Here is a 22,149-nt window from a genome sequence, read left to right on the forward strand (position 1 = left end):
GGGAGGTATCCGTGAGCAGCAACAGCAGGGTGGGGGCGGAGCCCCGGAGCGCAGCGGGGCAGAAGGCCCAGAACGCGCCCGACCCGAACGATCCCCGCAAGCCGGACGATCCCAAGGACGTCAAGAAGCCGGCCTGGAAGTACGTGTTCAAGCGCTCCGTCAACGAGTTCGGCAAGGACCAGTGCACCGACCTCGCCGCCGCGCTGACGTACTACGCGGTCCTCGCGATCTTCCCCGGCATCCTCGCCCTGATGTCCCTCCTCGGTCTCTTCGGGCAGGCGCAGGCCACCACCGACCAGGTCATGGGGATCATCGGGCAGTTCGCGCCTGATGAGGCGCTCGACACCATCAAGCCCACCATCGAGAACCTGGCGTCCAACCAGGCCGCGGGCCTGACGTTCGTCATCGGTCTCCTGGGCGCCATCTGGTCGGCCTCCGGCTACGTGAACGCGTTCTCCCGCGCCATGAACCGCGTCTACGAGGTCGAGGAGGGCCGGGGCTTCCTCAAGCTCCGCCCCCAGATGCTGCTCATCACCATCATCGTCCTCCTCCTGATCGTCGCCATGGGCCTGATGCTCGTGCTGTCCGGCCCCGTGGCCGAGGCCGTCGGCAACGCCATCGGCCTGGGCAGCACCGCGGTGCTCATCTGGAACATCGCGAAGTGGCCCGTCATGGTCCTCTTCGCCGTCCTGATGATCGCCGTCCTGTACTACGGTGCCCCGAACATCAAGCAGCCCAAATTCCGCTGGATGAGCCTCGGCGGCTTCATCGCCCTGCTCGTCCTCGCGATCACCACGGCCGGCTTCTCCCTGTACGTCGCCAACTTCGGCAACTACAACGCGACCTATGGCGCCATCGCCGGCGTCATCGTGCTGCTCCTCTGGCTCTGGCTGGCCAACATCTCGCTGCTGTTCGGCGTCGAGTTCGACGCCGAGATGGAGCGCGGCCGCCAGCTGCAGGGCGGCATCGAGGCGGAGGACACCATCCAGCTGCCCCCGCGCGACTCGAAGGCCGCCGAGAAGAAGCGCGAGAAGCACCTCAAGCTCGTCAATCGGGGCCGGGAACTTCGCGAGAAGTACTCGCGGGAGTCCGCCCAGCGGTAACCCGACCGCACCCGTCGGAAGGCCCAGCCGCACGTGCGGCCGGGCCTTCCGCATCTCCGCGGTCCTAGACTGGCAGCATGACCGACATCCAGCAGGCCGAGCCGTCCGAGCACAGCACCAAGGGGGCGTACGTGACCTCCGGCGCGGAATTCACGCGCGACACCCAGTACATCGAAACGCGCATCACGCGCGACGGCGCCGACGGATTTCCGGTGGAGGCCGGCCGGTACCGCCTCGTCGCGGCCCGCGCCTGCCCCTGGGCGAACCGCGCCATCATCGTCCGGCGGCTCCTCGGGCTGGAGGATGCCATCTCACTGGGCACCCCCGGGCCCACGCACGACAGCCGTTCCTGGACGTTCGACCTGGACCCCGACGGGCGGGACCCGGTGCTCGGCATCGAGCGCCTCCAGGAGGCCTTCTTCAAGCGGGACCCGGACTACTCCCGCGGCATCACGGTGCCGGCCATCGTGGACACCACCACCGGCGCGGTCGTGACGAACAACTTCCCGCAGATCACCCTCGACCTCTCCTCCGAGTGGACGGAGTTCCACCGCGAGGGAGCGCCCGACCTCTACCCGGAGCACCTCCGCGAGGAGATCGACACGGTGAACCGGCGAGTCTTCACGGAGGTCAACAACGGGGTCTACCGCTGCGGGTTCGCGGGATCGCAGGACGCCTACGACGCCGCCTACGACCGCCTGTTCACCGCCCTGGACTGGCTGGAGGAGCGACTGACGGGCCGGCGCTTCCTCGTGGGGGACACCATCACCGAGGCGGACGTGCGCCTCTTCACCACGCTGGTCCGCTTCGACCCCGTGTACCACGGCCATTTCAAGTGCAACCGGAACAAGCTGACCGAGATGCCCGCGCTCTGGGCGTACGCGCGTGACCTGTTCCAGACGCAGGGCTTCGGGGACACGATCGACTTCGAGCAGATCAAGCAGCACTACTACATCGTCCACGAGGACATCAATCCCACCGGCATCGTGCCGAAGGGGCCGGATCTCGCGGGCTGGACCACCGCCCACGGTCGTGAGGCCCTCGGCGGACGTCCGTTCGGCGACGGGACGCCGCCGGCCGCCGCGTGACGGAGCGGGACCGGACCTGCGCGCCCACTCGGCCCTATTAGCAAACAAAGCCGTTTCGTAATAGGGCGAAGCGTAGGCTAGCCTTACTTCCGACCGATCGTCCGGCTGAGGGAGGCACATGGCAGTCCAGGCCTCCCTGAGCCGCCGGGTTCCTGCCCCGCTCCACCGGTCCACCCACGGGAGCGCACCCGCGAAGCTGCTGCTCGCGGCCCTGATCCTCGCCGTGGCGTGCCTGGCCTCCCTGACCGTCGGTGCCCGCTCCGTCGGCATTCCCACCGTGCTCGACGCCGTACTGTCCTTCGACCCGTCGAACGGCGACCACGCCGTCGTCCTCTCCCGCGTCCCCCGCACGGTCGTCGGGCTGCTCGTCGGGGCGGCGCTCGCCACCGCGGGTGCCGCCCTGCAGGGGATCGCCCGCAATCCGCTGGCGGACCCCGGCATCCTCGGCATCAACGCGGGGGCGTCCCTCGCCGTGGTCGTGGGCATCTACCTGTTCGGGCTCAGCAGCGCCTCCAGCTACCTCTGGTTCGCCTTCGCGGGCGCCGGCGGTGCGGCCGTCGCGGTCTACGCCGTGGCGAGCCTCGGACGGGACGGCGCGACGCCGGTCAAGCTGGCCCTGGCCGGCGCGGCCCTGGCCGCGGGCCTCGGGAGCCTCACCAATGCCGTCCTCGTCTCCAGCCAGGAGACCCTCGACGCCTTCCGGTTCTGGCAGGTCGGCACACTCGCCGGCCGGGACTGGGAGGTCATCGGTGCGGTGGTGCCCTTCCTCGCGGCGGGCCTCGTGCTGACCCTGGCCACGGGCAGGATGCTCAACTCGCTGGCACTGGGCGACGACGTGGCTCGCGGCCTCGGCCAGAACGTCCCCCTCGCCCGCGCCGTCACCGCCGTCGGCATCGTGCTGCTGTGCGGTGCGGCCGTGGCCGCCGCGGGGCCGATCGCCTTCGTCGGGCTCGTCATCCCGCACCTGGTGCGGCTCGTCGTGGGCGCCGACTACCGCTGGATCCTGCCCTTCTCCGCACTGCTCGGGCCCGTGCTGCTCCTCGGCGCGGACGTCGCGGGCCGGGTCATCCTCCCTCCGGGCGAGGTGCAGGTGGGGATCATGACCGCCGTCCTCGGCGCGCCCGTCTTCATCTGGCTCGTCCGCCGCCGCAGGATGGCACAGCTGTGAGCGCGCCCGCGGACACCGCACCCGCCCGGACGCCGCAGACGCACCGCCCGGCCGCGGGCATCGCCGCAGCCCGGGCCCGGCGCCGCCGGAGCACGGGCAGGCGGCTGGCCGCGGTGGCCGGCGTCGTCGCCGTGCTGTTCGCCGTGAACGTCCTGCTCGGCTCCTACACCGTCACCATCCCCGACTTCCTCCGCATCGTCGCGGGCGCCGACATCCCGGGCGCCGGCTTCATCGTGCTCGAGAACAAACTGCCCCGCGCGGTGATCGGGCTCCTCATCGGGATCGCGTTCGGCATCGCGGGCGCCGTGTTCCAGACGATGCTGCGGAACCCGCTCGCGAGCCCCGACATCATCGGCATCAGCTACGGCGCCAGCGCGGCGGCCGTCACCGCGATCGTCCTCTTCGGGGCCGCCGGCGTCGCGGTGTCCTTCTCGGCCCTCGTGGGCGGGACGGCGGTCGCGGCGGCCATCTACCTGATCTCGCACCGGGGCGGCGTGGCGGGCTACCGGCTGATCCTCGTGGGCATCGGCTTCGCGGCGGTCCTGCACGCGCTCGTGAGCTTCCTCATCACCCGCACCGACCTCCGCACGGCGTCGGCCGCGGTGCTCTGGCTCAACGGTTCGCTGAACTCCAGCACCTGGGACCGCGCCGCGGTGCTCGCCGCCTGCCTGGCCGTCCTGCTGCCCGCCACCGCGCTCCTCGCCCGCAGCCTGCAGGGCCTCGAACTGGGCGACGACGCCGCCGCGGGCCTCGGCCTCCGCGTCGAAGCCTCCCGCCTCGGCCTCCTGTCCACCGGCGTGGCCCTCGCCGCCGTCGCGACCGCCGCAGCCGGGCCCGTCGCCGCCGTCGCCTTCCTGTCCGGGCCGATCGCCCGCCGCCTGCTCGGCCACCGGCCGTCGCTGGCCATGGCGGCCCTCGTGGGGGCGGCCATCGTGCTCGGCGCCGACTTCATGGCCGCCAACCTCGTCCCGGACACCGCGCTGCCCGTCGGCGTCGTCACCGGCGCGCTCGGAGCGCCGTTCCTGCTGTGGCTGCTGGCCACCGCGAACCGATCAGGCCAGGGAGGCTGAGGATGCCCACGTCCAGGACGACGACGGCGGCCACGCTGTCCGCGGAGGCCCTCACCCTCGCCTACGACGACCGCACCGTGGTCGACGGCCTCGACGTGGTGCTGCCCGCCGGGAAGGTGACGGTCATCGTGGGCGCCAACGCCTGCGGCAAGTCGACACTGCTGCGCGGGCTGGCGCGCCTCCTGAAGCCGGCCGGGGGCACCGTGCTGCTCAACGGGGCGGACATCGCCACGCAGCCCACCAAGTCCGTCGCCCGGGTCCTCGGCCTCCTCCCGCAGACCCCGGTCGCGCCCGACGGCATCAGCGTCGCCGACCTCGTGGGCCGCGGCAGGTACCCGCACCAGGGCTGGTTCCGCCAGTGGACGCCGGAGGACGATGACGCCGTCGCGGAAGCCCTCGGGGCCACCGGCACCCTGGGGCTCGCCGACCGGTCCGTGGACGAGCTCAGCGGCGGGCAGCGCCAGCGGGTCTGGATCGCGATGGCCCTCGCCCAGCGGACCGGCATCCTGCTGCTCGACGAGCCGACCACGTTCCTCGACGTCGCCCACCAGATCGAGGTCCTCGACCTCATTGCGGACCTCAACCGGCGCTCCGGAACCACGGTGGTCATGGTGCTGCACGACCTCAACCTCGCCGCACGCTACGCGGACCACCTGATCGCCATGCGCGAGGGCAGGATCGTGGCCGAGGGCACGCCGTCGGACGTGGTGACCGAGGAGGCCGTCTCCGGCGTGTTCGACCTCGCCTGCCGGGTCATCACGGACCCGGTCGCGCGGACCCCGATGGTGATCCCGATCGGCCGGCACCACGGCCCGCAGAAACCCCTACCCGCCCGTATGGAGGCAGCATCATGACCGACGTGACCCAGCGCAGCGCACGACGGACGGCAGCGGACACCGAGCCGATGGTCCTGGCGTTCGACGTCGTCGTGGCCGCCGTCGAGGACCTCACCCCGACCTTCCGCCGCATCACCTTCGGCGGCGCGTGCCTGAGCCGGTTCGGCGTGGCGGGGGACACCCTCGACCTGCGGATCAAGCTCGTCATCCCCTCCGCGGGCCGCGAGTGCCCGGACATCGCGGCGATGATGGGCAGCGGGACCACCTCGGGCTGGTACCAGCGGTGGCTCGGCCTGGACCCCGCGGACCGCGGGTCGATGCGCACCTACACCGTGCGCGAGTCGCGCTGCGGCGGTGCACGTCCCGAGATCGACGTCGATTTCGTGCTGCACCTGGACGCCCAGGGCCGGGGAGGTCCGGCCGCGGAATGGGCCGCGGCGGCGCGGCCCGGGGACAGGGTCTGCATCATCGGGCCGAACGCCTCCGCCGCCCAGTGCCGGACGGCGGGCGCCTACGGAGGGATCGAGTGGAGCCCGGGCCTCGCACAGCACGTCCTCCTCGCCGGGGACGAGACCGCCGTGCCGGCCATCAGCGCCATCCTCGAGGCGCTCCCCGAGGACATCGGCGGACACGCGTTCCTCGAGGTGCCGGACCAGCGCGACATCCGGCCCCTCCGCTCGCGGTCCTCCGTGCAGGTCACCTGGCTGGCCCGCGACGGCCGGACGCACGGTGAGCGGCTGGAGGCCGCGGTGCGGGAGGCGGTGCGTGTGCCCGGGTGGGTCTCCCTGTCCGGCCGGGCCGCGGCGAGCGGCGGGAGCGAACCGGAGGACGTCGACATCGACAGGACCATCCTCTGGGAGACCCCGCAACTGCTGGAGGCGGCCATCGTGCAGTCGTCGGTCAACCCGGAGCGGCCTCCGGGCACGCAGCCCTTCTACGCCTGGATCGCCGGCGAGGCGGCCGTGGTGCGCAGCCTGCGCCGCTACCTCGTGCGCGACGTCGGCGTGGACCGGAAGCAGGTGGCGTTCATGGGCTACTGGCGCAAGGGGCGCGCGGAACTGTCCTGACCGGACGTCCACGGGTCGCATAACGCCTGACCGGACCATCCACAAGCCGTATTACGAACGTGTCGCGTCCTGCGCGCCGTCCTACAGTTGACGGTTGAAAGACGGCTTCTTCCGGAAAGGGTCCGTTCCCGTCGACGGACCGATGCACCTGCCCGTGACAGGGTCGATTCCCGTTCGGCCCCGACGGTCGATGTCCGGGCGCGCCCTGAAAGAGGTGGACAGTTGACCCAGACGGCCACGTCCGGCCGCCATCGCGACCCCGATGCCCGCAGGAAGGACCTCCGCTCCGGTGCACGCGGCACCGCGGGACGCCGGACGCCCCTCGGGCGGCTGCGCGACAATGCGGCCCTGCTGGGCACGATCCTCGCGTCCGCCGGCCTGCTCATGGGGGCCGTCGCGCCCCCGACGCCCCCCGCCAGGACAGGTGACAGGATCGCCGAGGTGGCCCCGGCGCCCGCACCGGACCCCGCCGTCACGGCGTCGGCGGAGGCATCGGTCATCTTCGACTACGACAGCACGGGCCCGGCGAAGGACGGCCTCCCGCCGGAGGTGGTGCGCGCGAGGGCGCTCTCCGGTCCGCTCCCACCGGCGCTCGCGGACCGCCGGCCGTTCGGCGGTCCCGTGGAGGACCCCAAGGTGTCCTCGCGCTTCGGCTACCGCGTCGACCCCCTGGACGGCTACCGGTCCGAACTCCACACGGGCCAGGACTACGCCAGTGCGTGCGGCACCCCCGTGCGGGCGGCCGACGCCGGGACGGTCGTCGACTCCGGATGGCACGCCTACGGCGGCGGCCTCCGCATCGTGGTGGATCACGGGGCCGGCCTCACGACCACCTACAACCACCTCAGCACCCTCGAGGTTCCCGCGGGGACGGCGGTGCACCGCGGGCAGACCGTCGGCGCCGTCGGCAGCTCCGGCAACTCGACCGGCTGCCACCTCCACTTCGAGGTCCTGATCGGCGGCGAGAAGGTGGACCCGCAGCCGTGGCTCTAGCAGTACTGGGCCGTCAGGGCAGGGGCTCGCTCACCACGGCGGGGTCCTTGTAGCCCAGCGGCATCCGGAGCCGCAGGGAATCGGGCTTGACCTCGAAGGCCATGTGGGTCGCCTTGCCGAGGGGGTCGCCGTCGAGCTGCACCTCCAGCGGCTCGCCCAGGGTCACCTCGGCGGTGCGGCACTGGAAGTACTCGAGCGAGGAATCCTTGCCCTTGCCGCGGGCGAAGAGCTTCCCGACGACGGCGAGCCAGCCGAGCTTCCCCTTCGGGGCGACCGTCATCAGGTCCATCAGGCCGTCGTCGATCTTCGCGCCGGGGAAGATCTCCAGGCCGCCCATGATCTTGCCGCAGTTGCCGCCCATGACGCTGCGCAGACGGCGGTCGAAGGGCTTGCCTCCGTCCACCGAGATGGTGGTCCGGGTCGGCTTGCCGGGCAGGTTCCGGATCCCTGCGTCCACGTAGGCGAGCCAGCCCACCTTGTCCTTCAGGTCGTCGCGGGTGTCGGTCATGATCGCGGCGTCGTAGCCGATGCCGGCCATGACGAGGAAGACGTGGGCGTCCTGCGCGCGGTCCACGGTGACGTGCACGACGTCGATGGTGCGTTCGGTCCCGCGGAAGGCGGCCTCGACGGCGGCGTCGGGGTCGTCGACCGCGATGTCCAGGTTGCGGGCCAGGAGGTTGCCCGTGCCCAGCGGGACCAGGGCCATCATGGTGCCGGTGCCTGCGAGTTCCTCGGCCACGCACCGCACGGTGCCGTCACCGCCCGCCGCGATGACGAGGTCGACGCCGGCGTCGAGCGCCTGCCGGGCCTGGCCGTGCCCCGGATCGTCCGCGGTCGTCTCGATGACCAGCGGGTCCTCCCACCCGTCCTCGACCGAGATGCGCTTCACCGCGGACTCGACGTCCACCGTGGTGATCTTGATCGGATTGACGATGAGCGCGGCGCGACGGCGTCCCGATCCGGTGTCCGCGGGCGTTCCGCTGCTCGCTTCGGGTGCTGCTTCGGTGGGCATGGTGTCCTTCGGGCGGGTCGGGGGTGTCTCCGTCGAGCTTATCGCGGCGGCTGCGGCGGCCGGGGGTACTGTTCTGTCGTGACCTTCTCCCAGCGATACGTGGCCCTTGGCGATTCCTTCACCGAAGGAGTGGGTGACTGGGACCCGGCGTCGCCCAACGGTGTCCGGGGCTGGGCGGACCGCGTCGCCGAGCAACTCGTCCTCGCCGACGCGTCGTGGGGCTACGCGAACCTCGCCATCCGCGGCAAGAAGATGCGGCAGATCCTCGACCAGCAGGTCGACGCCGCCCTGGCGCTCGAGCCGACGCTCGTCACCGTGTACGCGGGGGCCAATGACATCCTGAGGCCACGCGTGGACATCGACCTCCTCATGTCCCGCTACGACGACGGCGTCGGCCGGCTCCGCGCCGGGGGAGCCGCCGTCGTGCTGTTCACCGGTTTCGACGCCGCAGGGTCCGCGGTCTTCGGGAAGACCCGGGGCCGGACCGCCATCTACAACGAGTGGGTGCGCGAGATCGCCGACCGGCACGACGCGACGATCGTCGACTACTGGCGCCTGCGCGAGTTCCAGGACTGGAGCTACTGGGACGTCGACCGCATGCACATGTCCGTCGCGGGGCACACGCTGATGGCCGCCCGGGTGCTCGACGCCGTCAAGGCCTCCCACCGGATCGACCTGCCCGAGCTCGAGGCGCGCCCCGCCCTGAACCGGGCGGAGCAGCTGCGCGCGGACGCGCAGTGGGCGCGGCAGTACCTGACGCCCTGGGTGGGCCGGCGGCTGCGGGGCGTCTCGTCCGGCGACGACCTGACGCCGAAGTACCCGGTGCCGGGCCACCCGCACTGGGCGTCGATCAGCGCCTGAGGCCCGCGCCGGGCACGGCGCCGACCCCGGCCGCAACCCCCGCGGACCCGCGGCGGGCGCCGTCGACGGCGGGGCCCGTATGCCAGAATGAGCGCATGGCGGCGCACTGGCTCACACCCGACGAGCGGCGGGCATGGCTGGCCCTCTACGCGCTGACCTCGCTGCTCCCGGCGAACCTCGACGCCCACCTCTTCCGCGAGGCGCGGATCACGCTCTTCGACTACCACGTCCTGGCGATGCTCTCCGAGGCGGAGGGCGCCAGCCTGCCGATGAGCGAGCTCGCCGCCCGGTCCACGGCGTCCCTCTCCCGGCTCAGCCACGTGGTCAAGAAGCTCGAGGCGCGCGGCTGGGTCACCCGGCTGCCGTCCTCGTCCGACGGACGCGTGACCACGGCCTCCCTCACGGCCTCCGGGCTCGCGATGCTGACCGACCTCGCGGTGTCCCACGTGGCGCAGGTCCGCTCCACCGTCTTCGACGCCCTCGACGACCGGGACGTCGCCGACCTCGAGCGGGTGGGCGTCAAGATCCTCCGCGGGATGGACAGCGCGCACTGGATCCTGGCCGACGGCGCATCGGCGTCGGGGTCGGACGGGGGGCCGGCGCAGGCCGGCCCCCCCGACGGCCCGTGACGTTCCCCGGGCCTGCACGAGATTCCCCAGAACGAGTCCATCCGGCACACGAGACGACAGGACACCCCATGGACCCGCAGACGAAGGCCCGGCGCGAGCCGCGCATCCTCGCGATCGTGCTCGCCGGCGGGGCGGGAGGACGCCTCGGGGCGCTCACCGACCACCGGGCGAAGCCCGTGCTGCCCGTCGGCGGCAGCTTCCGGCTGATCGACATCCCGCTGTCCAACCTGCACCACAGCGGCATCTCCGACGTGTGGGTACTCGAGCAGTACCGGGCCAAGACGATCAACGACCACCTCCGCAACGGCCGGCCCTGGGACCTCGACCGCACGCGCGGGGGGCTGCTGGTGCTTCCGCCGTTCAGCGGAGGCGACGGCGAGGGGTTCGCCGAGGGCAATGCGGACGGACTGCTCCGGCAGGCGGACGCCATCCGCGACTTCGCCCCGGACCTGGTCCTCGTCCTCAGCGCGGACCACCTCTACCGCCTCGACTACCGCGACGTCGTCGCCACGCACCTCGACAGCGGGGCCGGGCTCACCGTGGTCACGGTCGACTTCGACGGCGACGCCTCCGCCCACGGCGTGGTGGAGGTGGACGACGACGGCCGCGTGACCGACTTCGCCTACAAGCCGGAGACGCCGCGGACACGCATCGTCACCACGGAGATCTTCCTGTACAGCGCGGAGACCCTCCTCCACGCTCTCGAGCACCTGGAGGCCACCCGCGACGGACTGGGGGACTACGGGGATCACCTCGTGCCGCACCTGGTGGAGCGGGGCTCGGTCGTCGAGCACCGGCTCCACGGCTACTGGCGCGACCTCGGGACGCCCTCCAACTACCTCCGCGCCCACCTGGACCTCCTGGACGGCGAGGGACTCGACCTCTCGGACCCGGCCTGGCCCATCCTCACCGAACCTGCGGAGCTGGCGCCCGCGTTCATCGGCGACGGCGCCGTCGTCGGGGCGTCGCTGGTGGCTCCCGGCGCGCGGGTGCACGGCACGGTCCGCCGGAGCGTCGTCGGCTCCGGCGCGACGGTCGAGGCGGGGGCGCTCGTGGAGGACTCCGTGCTGCTCAACCGGGTACGGGTGACGGCGGGGGCCGTCGTGCGGCACGCGGTCGTGGACTCCGACGCCGTCGTCGACGGGGAGCGCCTCGGCGCCGGTCCGGACGAGCCCGCCGTCGTGGGCAGGGACGGGCGGATCGACGACTGAGCGGTTTGGCCACGCCTGATCCGGCCGGTAGGATGGTAGGGCGTTTGGCTGTGGCCGATGACGCCCGTCTCCGGACGGGAGGAATTTGCCCAGCGACCCGCGACTACCTAGAATCGAAGGCTGTGCCGGCCGCAAGGCCGCGCCCCGCCTGAACTTCACCGTCTTCCCCGCGGCGAGGCGCTTCGGCAGGTTCTCACCCTGCCAGGTCAACCTCCGGAAAGCTGCAGTAATAACGGTGTCATTACTGGTGGCGGGACGCCCAACAAGTGATTCCGTCACGTTCATCTAATCTGGAGGAGAGTTATGGCAGCCCACTGCCAAGTGACCGGAGCCGAGCCCGGCTTTGGACACAGCATTTCGCACTCGCACCGCCGTAACAAGCGCCGGTTCGACCCCAACATTCAGAAGAAGCGCTACTACGTGCCTTCCCTGCGCCGCAACGTGACGCTGCAGGTGTCGGCCCGCGGTATCAAGACCATCGACGTGCGTGGCATCGATGCGGTCGTCGCGTCCATCCTCGCGAGGGGAGTGAAGCTCTAATGGCCAAGGACAAGGACGTACGTCCGATCATCAAGCTGAAGTCCACCGCCGGGACGGGCTACACCTACGTGACGCGCAAGAACCGTCGTAACGATCCGGACCGCATGGTCCTGATGAAGTACGACCCCAAGATCCGCAAGCACGTCGAATTCCGAGAGGAGCGCTAAGCATGGCCAAGAAGTCGAAGATTGCTCGCAACGAGCAGCGCAAGGTCATCGTCGAGCGCTACGCGGCCAAGCGCCTCGAGCTCAAGAAGACCCTCGTGGATCCGAACGCCACCGACGAAGCCCGCGAAGCGGCCCGCCTCGGTCTGCAGAAGCTTCCGCGCAACGCCTCGCCGGTGCGCCTGCGCAACCGCGACCAGATCGACGGCCGCCCCCGCGGCACGCTCCAGAAGTTCGGCATCTCGCGTGTCCGCTTCCGCGACATGGCGCACCGGGGCGAGCTGCCCGGCGTGACCAAGTCGAGCTGGTAGTCAGCCACCCGGGGCTCGCGCCCTGCCGCATCATCCACCGCTCCGCGCGGTAACCGTAGAAGCCGTCACCCCCGGGTGGCGGCTTCTTCGCGTTGGCGCCCCGATGAGGGCCGCCCAGACGCAAAATGACGTCGAAACGGACGCGTTCGAGCCGAAGAGCCGCGGAAACACGCGGGTCGGGGCCTGCAAGCTGGTAGGTTTTCGCACAGAGGCTTTTCGAATACCGCGAAAAGCTCTTTCAGAAGAGTGACGTCCAGGAGGGCAAAAATTGGCTAAGAACCGTAGTGAACTTGTTGCAGAGGTAGCGGCGAAGGCTGACACCAGCCAGGCTGCAGTCAACAGCGTCCTCGATGCGCTGTTCGACGTCTTCTCCGAGTCCATCGCCAAGGACGAGAAGATCACCATCCCCGGATGGCTCGCCGTCGAGCGCACCAGCCGCGCTGCCCGCACGGGCCGCAACCCCCAGACCGGTGAGACCATCCAGATCGCCGCCGGCCACAGCGTCAAGCTGACCGCCGGCTCGAAGCTGAAGGCTTCCGCCAAGTAGTCCCACTGCCTGACGCCCGGGGACCGTTGCCGACAGGCAGCGGTCCCCTCGGCGTTCCGGGGCCGATACCGCGCCGCGTGGGCCGGCCGGAGATTGGCCCTATTTCTACTCGGGGTAGAGAATGGTGTCTGTGCCCACCTCTGTGAAGCAACCCCGGGAGACCGCCGCCGCTTCTTCCCCCGATCGTGCCGTCGGGAGCGGCTGGCTCGTCCTGGCCGGCGCCGTCGTCGTCATCGCCCTCGCCGTCGCCCTCCTCTACACCGGGGCGGCCGCAGCACGGCAGCTCGGTGACCCCGGCGCCCTGACCCGGTGGGGTCTGCCGGGCGCCAAGGTGCTCAACAACACCGCGGCCGCGGCGACCATCGGTGCCCTCGTCCTCGCCGTTCTCATGCTCCCGCGCCGGGTCGGCCCCGTGGGCCGGAAGCCCGCGGAGACCGCCGCCGAGCATCCCGCCTTCTCGCGGGTGATGCTGCTCGCCGCCGCCTCCGCCGTCGCCTGGACGCTCGGCGCGCTCGGCGTCATGGTCTTCACCTACTCCGACGCGGCGGGACTGCCGCTCAGCACGGACCCCGCCTACACGCAGGGGCTCGCCGCCTTCCTCACCGACTTCTCCACCGGGCGCGCCTGGCTCGTGACGACCATCGTCTCGGCCGTCCTGGCGACCATCCTCTTCGGCGTGCGCTCGCAGACCGGCCTGGCCCTGACCCTGGTGCTCGCGCTGCTGAACCTGCTGCCCATGGCCCTGATCGGCCACTCCGCCAGTGGTGACGACCACAACGCCGCAGTGAACTCGATCGCGCTGCACCTGGTGGGCGCCTGCCTGTGGGTGGGCGGGATCATCGCCCTCGCCGTGGTGGGCGGCCTGCTCGGCGAGCACACCCTCCCGGTCCTCAAGCGGTTCTCCGCCCTCGCCGGCTTCGCCTTCATCCTCGTGGTCGCCTCGGGCGTGGTGAACGCCAGCCTCCGGATCTCCGATCTCGGGCAGCTGAGCTCCTCCTGGGGGCTGCTCGTCACGTTCAAGACCATCGCCACGATCCTGCTCGGCGGGATCGGCTGGATGCACCGGCAGTGGATCATCCCGCAGCTCGAGGCCCCCGCGGGGACGGCGGCGTCGAGGATGTCCGCGCGCCGGGTCCTGTGGCAGCTCATCACGGTGGAACTCCTCATCATGGCGGCGGTCCTGGGCGTGGCCGGGGCCCTCGGACGCACGGCGCCGCCGCGTTCCGAGGAGCTGCCCACCGAGGCCGGCCCGGCGCGGATCCTGACCGGTTACGATCTCCCACCCGAACCCACCGTCGCCCGCTGGTTCACCGAGTGGCGGCCCGACTGGCTGTGGATCGCGGTCGCGCTGACCTTCGCCGTCGCATACGTGCTGGGCGTGCTGAAGCTCCACCGCCGGGGTGACTCCTGGTCGCCGCTGAAGCTCGTGAGCTGGCTGGTGGGCCTCGTGCTCCTCACCTACTTCACGTCGGGGGCCCCGGCCATCTACGGCATGGTGCTCTTCAGCGCGCACATGGTGGACCACATGGCCCTGACGATGGTGGTGCCGCTCTTCCTCGTCCTCGGCGCCCCCGTCACCCTCGCACTCAAGGCGCTCAGCGCCCGGCGGGACGGCACCCGCGGGATCCGGGAATGGATCCTCGTGATCGTGCACTCCCTGCCGTCGCGGATCATCACCCATCCGCTCGTCGCGGCCGGCAACTTCGTAGCCTCCATCGTCGTGTTCTACTACTCGCCGCTGTTCGGCTTCGCGCTGCGCGAGCACGTGGGCCACGAGCTGATGATCACCCACTTCCTCCTCACCGGCTACATCTTCGTGCTGTCGATGATCGGGTCCGACCCCGTCCCGTACCGGGCCCCCTACCCGATGCGCCTGCTGCTCCTGTTCGCGACCATGGCCTTCCACGCCTTCTTCGGCGTGACCCTCATGGGCTCGACATCGCTGCTCCAGGCCTCCTGGTTCGGCAACATGGGCCGCGAGTGGGGTCCCTCCGCCCTCGCCGACCAGCAGGTGGGCGGTGCCGTGACGTGGGGCGTGGGCGAGATCCCCACACTGCTACTCGCGATCGGTGTCGCGATCGTGTGGTCGCGGTCGGACGCGCGGGAGACGAAGCGCAAGGACCGCGCGGCGGACAGGAACAACGACGCCGATCTCGCGGCGTACAACAGCATGTTCGCCGACCTCGCCGCACGCGACGCCGGTCCTGCCCGTCCGGGACGTCAATCCCCGCCGCGGGGGACCGGCACCGCGGGGGGCGACGCTCCTGGATCGGCGCGGGTGGGCCCTCCGGAGTAGTGCGCCTGACCGACAAGCCCCTACGGCGCAAGCGCTCTGAGCGGCAAGCCGACGGCGGTCGTCGGAACGGCTGCCGGCCGCTCCGGCGGTATGGGGGCGCAGGATGACGCCGGAACGCGGTCCGCAACACCGACGCCCATGTTCTCGACGACGAGGTTCGGAAGGACTCATGAAGGATTTTCTCGAACGGGCGGTGTGGACCACAGAGCCCGTGAACAGCACCACGCCTGACGGCGGCCTCCTGGTCGAGGCCGCCGCCGGCAGCGACTTCTGGCAGAGGACGCATTACGGGTTCATGCGGGACACCGGGCACGCCCTGCTGGCGCCCCTGCCCGCAGGCGCTGCGCCCGGTGCCGTGGAGGTCACCTTCCGGGCCTCGTTCGACCGGCTCTACGATCAGGCGGGCCTCATGATCAGGACCAGCGGGTCGACCTGGATCAAGGCCGGCGTCGAGGTCAGCGACGGTCAGCTGCACGTCGGCGCCGTCGTCACGCGCGAGGTGTCCGACTGGTCGCTGAGTCCGGTGCCCGAGTGGGCCGGGACGGATGTCACCATGAGGGCCAGCTGGGCCGGGGGAGCGGTGACGGTCCGGGCGAGGAGCGCCCACGGACCCTGGCGGACGATCCGCCTGGCACCCTTGTCCGTGGGTCCGTCCACCCGGGCCGGGCTGTACCTGTGCGCTCCCGAGCGCGAGGGGCTGGAGGTCTCCTTCTCGCGCGTCGCGTTCGGCGGTCCCGACGCAGCCCTGCACGCCCAGCCGTAGATCCGCCCCGCGCGGCGGGACCGCGTTCCTCGGCGGGACCGGTGGCCGTCGGAACGAGGAGCGCACGGCGGTTCAGGCGTCCGGCCAGCGGGCGGGTCCGGGTACGACCCAGGCATATTGTGGCGCCGTCCTGCGTTGTCGCCAGTGCTGCCGGTTCCGGGTACCCCCTGGGAACGCGCCGCGCACCCGTGACGGCGCGTGGCGCCCGGTTGGCATCCATGGACGCCGCTACGGGAGAATTCACCGCATGACTATCGCCTCGACCCGCACCGCCTACCGAGTCCGCGCCTCCGAGTTGACGGGGCGCGGCTGGCTGAACACAGGGGGCCGGAACCTCTCCCTGGAGGACTTCCGAGGCAAGATCCTGATCCTCGATTTCTGGACCTTCTGCTGCATCAACTGCCTGCATGTCCTGGACGAGCTCCGCCCGCTCGAGGAGCAGCACGCGGACGTCCTGGTGACGGTCGGCGTGCACTCGCCGAAGTTCGAGCACGAGGCCGACCCGGACGCCCTCGCCGCCGCCGTCGAACGCTACGACATCCACCACCCCGTCCTCGACGATCCCGAGCTGACCACCTGGCAGGCCTACACGGCCCGCGCGTGGCCGACCCTCGTCGTGATCGACCCGGAGGGCTACATCGTGGCGCACCTCTCCGGCGAGGGGCACGCCGCGGGCCTCACGTCGCTCGTCGAGGAGCTCGTCGCCGAGCACGAGGCCAAGGGCACGCTGCATCGCGGTGACGGCCCGTACGTCCCGGCCGAGAGCACCGCGGGGGACCTGAAGTTCCCCGGGAAGCTGCTCGCGCTGCCCGCCACCGGCACCTTCCTCGCCGGCGACACCGGCCACCACCGGCTCGTGGAGCTCGAGGCGGACCTCGTCACGGTGCGGCGCACCATCGGCTCCGGCACGAAGGGCTTCCGCGACGGCGGTGCCGGCGAGGCGCAGTTCAACGAGCCCCAGGGCCTCGCCCTGCTGCCCGCCGGGCTGGCCGCGGAGGTCGGGTACGACGTCGTCGTCGCCGATTCCGTGAACCACCGCCTGCGCGGCGTGGACCTCGCCACGGGCGAGGTGCGCACGCTCGCCGGCAACGGCACCCAGCGGCTGCTCGACGCCGCCAACCACAGCAGGACGGGGCTGCAGGAGGACGCGTTCGAGGTGGCGGCGGCGAGCGAGACGCCGCGCCTCACCGAGACGGAGCTCGGCACGGACGCGCTGAACGTGTCGCTGTCATCGCCGTGGGACGTGCTCCACTCGACCGTCCTGGACCGCGTGGTCGTCGCCATGGCGGGCACGCACCAGATCTTCACCTACGACCCCCGCACCCACGCCGTCGACATCCTCGCCGGGACCGGTCTGGAGGGGCTGCTCGACGGCGACGCGTCGGCCGCGTGGTTCGCCCAGTCCTCGGGCCTCGCGGAGGACGCCAACGGCAGCATCTGGATCGCCGACTCGGAGACGTCGTCCGTGCGGATCCTGTCCTTCCTCGAGGTCAACGGCCGCCACCGCGTGCAGGTGCAGACCGCCGTCGGGACCGGCCTGTTCGACTTCGGCTTCCGTGACGGCGACGCCGGGCAGGCGCGCCTGCAGCACCCGCTCGGGGTCACCGCCCTCCCGGACGGCTCCGTGGCGATCGCCGACACCTACAACGGTGCCGTCCGCCGGTACGACCCCGCGACCCGCGAGGTGTCCACGCTGCTCCGTGGGCTGTCCGAGCCGTCCGACGTCCTCGTGGACCTGACGCCGGTGGCCGACGGCGGGGACCCGCTGCTGATCGTCGTCGAGACCAACCGGCACCAGCTGGTCCGCGTCCCGCTGCCCAAGGAGGCGCTCGCCGTCGACGAGGGTGCCTCGCAGACCCAGCGGCCCAGCACGCCGATGGTCGCGGGCCCGGTGGCACTCACCGTGCGCTTCACCGCGCCGACGGGCCAGAAGCTCGACGACCGCTGGGGGGATCCCACCCAGCTGAAGATCAGCGCGTCGCCGGAGGCGCTGCTCGTCTCCGGTGGCGGCACCTCCACGGGCCTGACCCGCAAACTGGTGCTCTCCCCGGAGGTGGAGGGCGGCGTCCTCCACATCACCGCCCGCGCGGCGTCCTGTGACGGCGAGCCGGGCGGGGAGATCCCCGACCACGCCGCATGCCACCTGTACCAGCAGGACTGGGGGATCCCCGTCACGCTCTCGGCCGACGGCGACACGAGCCTGACCCTGGACCTGCGGGGCCTCGACTGACCCCGCCCGCGGTGGGGTGAACCGCCGCGCCGGGCGTCCCGACCCGACGGGGCGTTCCCCCGGGAACGCCCCGATGCCCCGGCTCCGACCCCGACGCGCGGTGCCAGGGCCGTCCATGACCCCGACGCGCGGTGCCAGGGCCGTCCATGACCTGCGACAGGCGTCGCGGGCCTCATCCACCGTGCCGGCACCCGGCAGGGACCACCACGAGGAGCGCATTATGACGACCGATCACAGCCCCGCAGACCCGAGCCCACGAACAGCCCTCGTAGTAGGGGCGACCGGCATCGCCGGGTCCGCCCTCGTCGGGAGACTCACCGCCGAGGGGTGGCCCGTGCTGGCCCTGTCGCGTCGGCCCGGGCCCGCGCAGGAGGGCGTGCGCTGGCTGTCCGCGGACCTCACCTCGGCCGCGGCGCTCGCCGCGGTCCTCGCCCCCGAGCACCCCACGCACATCTTCTTCACCGCCTGGTCCCGCCGGGACACCGAGGAGGAGAACATCGAGGTCAACGCCGCCATGCTGCGCGACCTGCTCGCCGCCCTGCGCGGGAAGCCCCTGGTGCACGTGGCTCTCATGACGGGGCTCAAGCACTACCTCGGCCCCTTCGAGGCCTATGCGGCCGGGGAGATGGCGGACACGCCGTTCCACGAGGAGGAGCCGCGCCTGCCCGTCCGCAACTTCTACTACGCGCAGGAGGACGAACTGTTCGCCGCCGCGGCGGACCAGGGCTTCAGCTGGTCGGCGCACCGGGCGCACACCGTGATCGGCCACGCCGTCGGCAACGCGATGAACATGGGCCTCACGCTCGCCACGCAGGCGGCCCTGTGCCGGGACACGGGGGAGCCGTTCGTGTTCCCCGGTTCGGAAACCCAGTGGAACGGGCTCACCGACATGACGGACGCCGGCCTGCTGGCCGAGCACATGCTGTGGGCGTCGACGACGCCGGCGGCTGCCGACGAGGCGTTCAACATCGTCAACGGCGATGTCTTCCGGTGGCGCTGGATGTGGCCGCAACTCGCCGCCTGGTTCGGCGTCGACTGGGAGGGCTACGACGGCGCGCCGCGGCCGCTGGAGCAGGCGATGGCCGGACGCCAGGACCAGTGGGCCGACCTCGCCGGGCGCCACGGCCTCACCGAACCCCGGCTGGACCGCCTGGCGTCCTGGTGGCACACGGACAGCGACCTCGGGCGGGGGATCGAAGTGGTCACCGACATGGGGAAGAGCCGGGTGGCCGGCTTCACCGGGTACCGCCGGACCCTCGACGCGTTCACGACCCTGTTCGAGCGCTACCGTGCGGAGAAGCTCATCCCCTGAGGCGCAGCCCTTCGCGCGGGAGCTAGTACCGCACGACGGGTGTGACGGTGACGTCGTCCTCCGTCACCGTGAGATCGGCCTCGAACTCGAACGGGACCGTCTCCGAGACGTCCCGGACCGCCCCGGAGAAGAAGTCGCGCAGCTGCGTGTCGATGCGCGCGGACCCGCGCAGCGGCGCCAGGGACCAGTCGCCGTCGGCCGGGGTGATGCTGACGGCGGGGTACTCCGCGATGGACCAGGTGATGTCCCCGGCCAGGCGCTCGTTCGTCACGTAGTTGAAGGGGCAGTTCGTGGGCTGGAAGACGGTCTGCTTCGCGCACCCGTCGAGGAAGGCCCGGAGCTCGTCGTCGACAGCCTGGGTGAGTTCCGGCGTCGACTCGGTGGTGAGCGCAAGGGGAGGAGGGGCTTCGGCGCCGGTCACCACGGCGCGCTGTTCGGGGGCGGCGAAGAACTTCCCGTCGTACTGCGCGGTGACGGCGGCCGGGTAGAACGAGGCCAGGCCGGCCGCGCCCTCGGGGAGGCCGACGTCGACGCCGTTCACCGCGGCCTCGACGGTGTGCTGCGCGGTGACCTGCACGGTGGGCAGCACCGACTCCTCGAAGCGCCAGACGTTGAAGAAGCCCCACTCGGTGTCGATGCGCTCGAGCGGGAACACCGTCGTCGTCTCCGCGCCGTCCAGGGTGTAGGTGACGGGGACCTCGACGCGGTCGGCGCCGGCGTCCTGCGCATCGCCGACCTCGATGTCCTTGACCGCCGCACTCGCCCGACGGAGCGCGTCGCCGTCCAGCAGCGTGGGATTGGACCCCTCCGGGACCGAGGCGTTGAGCAGGCCCAGGGCCGCCCCGCCGTCGCCGTTCCGCAGCGCGCCGAGGTACAGGTCCACCTGGTGTTCCGGGCTGTAGAGCCGCCCGTTCAGGAAGGAGACGGTCGCGAAGAAAGCCGCGCCCACGAGCAGGAGCCCGAGCAGCCACACCGCGAGGACCTTCATGGCCGGGGTGATGTTCACGCTTCCACGTTACCGGGTGGGCCGGATCAGCCGGGAAGGAAGCCCAGGACGACCCCGGCGACAGCACAGGCGAGCCCGATGATCGCCGTGCGCCGCGCGCCGCGGTAGGGCGCGTCGAGCGACCACTGCGTGGGGTGCCGGACCTGGTAGAAGATGGTGACGTCCTCACCCGGCGGCAGCGGGGGAGGGGGCGGCATCGGGCGACGCCGTCGGCCGCTGGACCACAGGGCTTCGACGATGCGGAACCGGTGGTCGTGCCAGCGCAGGTAGGGATGCCCCTCGTGCATGAAGGCGACGGCCTGTGTCCTGCTCCACGAACCGTCCACGAGCCGGACCACGAGCGCGGCGAGGAGAAGTACCAGTCCCAGCACGGTGAGGGTCGAACTGAGAATCTCGATCAGCACCACGGGGGCCTGTCCGGACGTCGGCGCATCGTGCAGATACCGCCGCGAGGGGTACCTGCGTGGTCAGCCATGGAGCCAGACTACACAGCAGGACCGGCACCCTCCGGGGTGCCGGTCCTGCCTGCGGATGGCGCGGGCGCCGTCGCGGTCAGCCTGCGGCGTGCTTCCCGCCGGCCGCCGTCGCGCCACCGGCCCGGCCGGCGTCGACGGTGGCGGAGTTCCCGCCGTTCGCCCCCTCGAGCCCTCCGGGAGCGTCGGAGTCCCTGCGCCCGGCGTCGTGCTGGGCGTTCGCGATCTCCTCGGCCCGCTCCTCGGCGGCCTCACGGGTCAGGGCGGCACCGGCCTCGGCGTCCCGCGTCAGGTTCTCCCCGGACTCGGCGTCGAAGAGGTGGAGCTTCCGGGTGTCGACCCAGAGCTCCGACTCGCGTCCGCCCCGGATGCGGCTGGAGGCGTCGAGGGTGACGACGACCTGCGGGCGCAGTTCATCGGCGTCCATCTCCCGGGCGAGACCGTTCAGCAGTTCACGCATCTCGGGTGCCGGGTCGAAGTTGATGTACCCGTACTGCTCGTTCCCGAGCCATTCGGTGTGCGTGAGGGTCGCCGCGAAGGTCGAGCCGTGGGGCCTCTTGCTGTCCTCGACCAGCTTCGCGTCCTCGAAGAACTCGGGCCGGACGCCCACGAGGACCACCTTCTTGCCGGCCGCCTTCCGGGCTTTCTCCTCGGGGATCTCGAGGTCGCCGATGGCGGTCTTGAGGGTGGTGCCCTCCAGGGTGGCCGGCAGGAAGTTCATCGACGGCGAGCCGATGAAGCCCGCGACGAACAGGTTGACCGGCTGCTCGTAGAGCTCGCGCGGCGACGCGATCTGCTGCAGCTCGCCCTTCTTCAGCACGGCCACGCGGTCGCCCAGCGTCATCGCCTCGGTCTGGTCGTGGGTGACGTAGACCGAGGTGACGCCGAGGCGCCGCTGCATCTGTGAGATCTCGGACCGCATCTGGCCGCGGAGCTTGGCGTCGAGGTTGGACAGCGGCTCGTCGAAGAGGAACGCGTCCGCCTGCCGCACGATCGCCCGGCCCATCGCGACGCGCTGCCGCTGGCCGCCGGAGAGGTTCGCGGGCTTGCGCTGCAGGTGGTCGGTGAGTTCGAGCGTGGCCGCGGCCTCGGTGACGAGCTTGTCGACCTGCTCCTCGGAGTGCTTGCCCTTGGCCAGGCGCAGGGGGAACGCGATGTTCTCGTACACCGTCAGGTGCGGGTACAGCGCGTAGTTCTGGAAGACCATCGCCAGGTTGCGGTCGCGGGGAGCCTTCTCGTTGACGCGCTGCCCGTCGATCAGGAGGTCGCCGTCCGTGATGTCCTCGAGGCCCACGATCATGCGGAGCAGCGTGGACTTCCCGCAGCCGGACGGGCCGACGAGGATGATGAACTCGCCGTCGGCGATGTCGATGCTGATGTCGTTGACGGCGGGGAACCCGTCGCCATATTTCTTGACCAGGTGGTTGAGGGTGATTGAAGCCATGGTGCGAATCCTTTACTTGAACCGG

Annotated in this window: 22 protein-coding genes and 1 pseudogene; 19 read left to right on the top strand and 4 right to left on the bottom strand. The window is 71.3% G+C overall.

The annotated features are described in order from the left end of the window. Window positions 1-11 precede the first annotated feature (11 nt). The 7 genes from ACSGDB_RS11475 (at window position 12) to ACSGDB_RS11505 (ending at window position 7,325) form a co-directional block, all read left to right on the top strand. A complete protein-coding gene (locus tag ACSGDB_RS11475) occupies window positions 12-1,103 on the top strand; it encodes a YihY/virulence factor BrkB family protein (RefSeq protein WP_434994857.1) in 1,092 nt (363 codons plus the stop codon). A 77-nt stretch (window positions 1,104-1,180) separates the two neighbouring features. Continuing rightward, entirely contained in the window at window positions 1,181-2,191 is a 1,011-nt protein-coding gene (locus tag ACSGDB_RS11480; RefSeq protein WP_434994859.1) for a glutathione S-transferase family protein, read from the top strand. A 118-nt stretch (window positions 2,192-2,309) separates the two neighbouring features. Beyond that, entirely contained in the window at window positions 2,310-3,359 is a 1,050-nt protein-coding gene (locus tag ACSGDB_RS11485) for a FecCD family ABC transporter permease (RefSeq protein WP_434994860.1), read from the top strand. 104 nt (window positions 3,360-3,463) lie between these two features. Further along, window positions 3,464-4,429 carry a FecCD family ABC transporter permease gene (locus ACSGDB_RS11490; protein WP_434995115.1) on the top strand — a complete coding sequence of 322 codons (966 nt, stop codon included), beginning with the start codon at window positions 3,464-3,466 and terminating at the stop codon, window positions 4,427-4,429. Window positions 4,430-4,431: 2 nt separating this feature from the next. Beyond that, the gene (locus ACSGDB_RS11495; protein ID WP_434994861.1) at window positions 4,432-5,283 is read left to right on the top strand and encodes an ABC transporter ATP-binding protein; all 852 of its coding nucleotides are present in this window, start codon (window positions 4,432-4,434) and stop codon (window positions 5,281-5,283) included. Beyond that, window positions 5,280-6,332 carry a siderophore-interacting protein gene (locus ACSGDB_RS11500; RefSeq protein ID WP_434994862.1) on the top strand — a complete coding sequence of 351 codons (1,053 nt, stop codon included), beginning with the start codon at window positions 5,280-5,282 and terminating at the stop codon, window positions 6,330-6,332. The genes ACSGDB_RS11495 and ACSGDB_RS11500 overlap by 4 nt, the downstream gene beginning before the upstream one ends. 222 nt (window positions 6,333-6,554) lie before the next feature. Then, window positions 6,555-7,325 carry a M23 family metallopeptidase gene (locus ACSGDB_RS11505; protein ID WP_434994863.1) on the top strand — a complete coding sequence of 257 codons (771 nt, stop codon included), beginning with the start codon at window positions 6,555-6,557 and terminating at the stop codon, window positions 7,323-7,325. 13 nt (window positions 7,326-7,338) lie between these two features. Here the strand turns inward: ACSGDB_RS11505 and ACSGDB_RS11510 are convergent, their stop codons facing one another. Then, complete coding sequence (locus ACSGDB_RS11510; protein WP_434994864.1) at window positions 7,339-8,337, bottom strand: diacylglycerol/lipid kinase family protein; 999 nt, start codon at window positions 8,335-8,337, stop codon at window positions 7,339-7,341. A 78-nt stretch (window positions 8,338-8,415) separates the two neighbouring features. Here ACSGDB_RS11510 and ACSGDB_RS11515 point away from each other — a divergent pair, with 78 nt between their 5' ends. The 12 genes and pseudogenes from ACSGDB_RS11515 to ACSGDB_RS11570 all read left to right on the top strand — a co-directional run bounded on the left by ACSGDB_RS11515 (window position 8,416) and on the right by ACSGDB_RS11570 (window position 19,201). Beyond that, complete coding sequence (locus ACSGDB_RS11515; protein ID WP_434994866.1) at window positions 8,416-9,198, top strand: SGNH/GDSL hydrolase family protein; 783 nt, start codon at window positions 8,416-8,418, stop codon at window positions 9,196-9,198. A gap of 95 nt (window positions 9,199-9,293) precedes the next feature. Next, window positions 9,294-9,827 (top strand): MarR family winged helix-turn-helix transcriptional regulator, encoded by a 534-nt coding sequence (locus ACSGDB_RS11520; protein ID WP_434994867.1) that lies wholly within the window; start codon window positions 9,294-9,296, stop codon window positions 9,825-9,827. 68 nt (window positions 9,828-9,895) lie between these two features. Next, a complete protein-coding gene (locus ACSGDB_RS11525) occupies window positions 9,896-11,038 on the top strand; it encodes a glucose-1-phosphate adenylyltransferase family protein (RefSeq protein WP_434994868.1) in 1,143 nt (380 codons plus the stop codon). Window positions 11,039-11,341: 303 nt separating this feature from the next. Continuing rightward, a complete protein-coding gene (rpmB, locus tag ACSGDB_RS11530; protein WP_043441573.1) occupies window positions 11,342-11,578 on the top strand; it encodes a 50S ribosomal protein L28 in 237 nt (78 codons plus the stop codon). Further along, window positions 11,578-11,745 (top strand): 50S ribosomal protein L33, encoded by a 168-nt coding sequence (gene rpmG, locus ACSGDB_RS11535; RefSeq protein WP_019481734.1) that lies wholly within the window; start codon window positions 11,578-11,580, stop codon window positions 11,743-11,745. Before rpmB ends, rpmG begins: the two co-directional genes overlap by 1 nt. A 2-nt stretch (window positions 11,746-11,747) precedes the next feature. Continuing rightward, window positions 11,748-12,053, top strand: coding sequence for a 30S ribosomal protein S14 (gene rpsN, locus ACSGDB_RS11540; RefSeq protein ID WP_434994871.1), 306 nt, complete (start codon window positions 11,748-11,750; stop codon window positions 12,051-12,053). A gap of 268 nt (window positions 12,054-12,321) precedes the next feature. Continuing rightward, the gene (locus ACSGDB_RS11545; protein ID WP_043441577.1) at window positions 12,322-12,600 is read left to right on the top strand and encodes an HU family DNA-binding protein; all 279 of its coding nucleotides are present in this window, start codon (window positions 12,322-12,324) and stop codon (window positions 12,598-12,600) included. A gap of 121 nt (window positions 12,601-12,721) precedes the next feature. After that, window positions 12,722-14,896 carry a cytochrome c oxidase assembly protein gene (locus ACSGDB_RS11550; RefSeq protein WP_434994873.1) on the top strand — a complete coding sequence of 725 codons (2,175 nt, stop codon included), beginning with the start codon at window positions 12,722-12,724 and terminating at the stop codon, window positions 14,894-14,896. Between the two features lie 18 nt (window positions 14,897-14,914). Then, window positions 14,915-15,007: pseudogene (locus ACSGDB_RS11555) on the top strand (FMN reductase); the annotation flags it as partial. Between the two features lie 58 nt (window positions 15,008-15,065). Further along, window positions 15,066-15,659 carry a DUF1349 domain-containing protein gene (locus tag ACSGDB_RS11560; RefSeq protein ID WP_434994875.1) on the top strand — a complete coding sequence of 198 codons (594 nt, stop codon included), beginning with the start codon at window positions 15,066-15,068 and terminating at the stop codon, window positions 15,657-15,659. 247 nt (window positions 15,660-15,906) lie between these two features. Continuing rightward, window positions 15,907-17,889, top strand: a complete 1,983-nt coding sequence (locus tag ACSGDB_RS11565) for an NHL domain-containing thioredoxin family protein (RefSeq protein ID WP_434994876.1) — start codon at window positions 15,907-15,909, stop codon at window positions 17,887-17,889. A 220-nt stretch (window positions 17,890-18,109) separates the two neighbouring features. Further along, window positions 18,110-19,201 (top strand): SDR family oxidoreductase, encoded by a 1,092-nt coding sequence (locus tag ACSGDB_RS11570; RefSeq protein WP_434994877.1) that lies wholly within the window; start codon window positions 18,110-18,112, stop codon window positions 19,199-19,201. Window positions 19,202-19,223: 22 nt separating this feature from the next. Here the strand turns inward: ACSGDB_RS11570 and ACSGDB_RS11575 are convergent, their stop codons facing one another. The 3 genes from ACSGDB_RS11575 to ACSGDB_RS11585 form a co-directional block, all read right to left on the bottom strand. Beyond that, entirely contained in the window at window positions 19,224-20,207 is a 984-nt protein-coding gene (locus tag ACSGDB_RS11575) for a hypothetical protein (protein ID WP_434994879.1), read from the bottom strand. A gap of 26 nt (window positions 20,208-20,233) precedes the next feature. Further along, window positions 20,234-20,611, bottom strand: a complete 378-nt coding sequence (locus ACSGDB_RS11580; RefSeq protein WP_434994881.1) for a hypothetical protein — start codon at window positions 20,609-20,611, stop codon at window positions 20,234-20,236. Window positions 20,612-20,759: 148 nt separating this feature from the next. Further along, the gene (locus tag ACSGDB_RS11585; RefSeq protein WP_434994883.1) at window positions 20,760-22,124 is read right to left on the bottom strand and encodes an ABC transporter ATP-binding protein; all 1,365 of its coding nucleotides are present in this window, start codon (window positions 22,122-22,124) and stop codon (window positions 20,760-20,762) included. Between the last annotated feature and the right edge of the window lie 25 nt (window positions 22,125-22,149).

Origin of the sequence: Arthrobacter sp. Ld5 (assembly GCF_051172775.1) — a bacterium.
Taxonomy (GTDB): domain Bacteria; phylum Actinomycetota; class Actinomycetes; order Actinomycetales; family Micrococcaceae; genus Arthrobacter_D.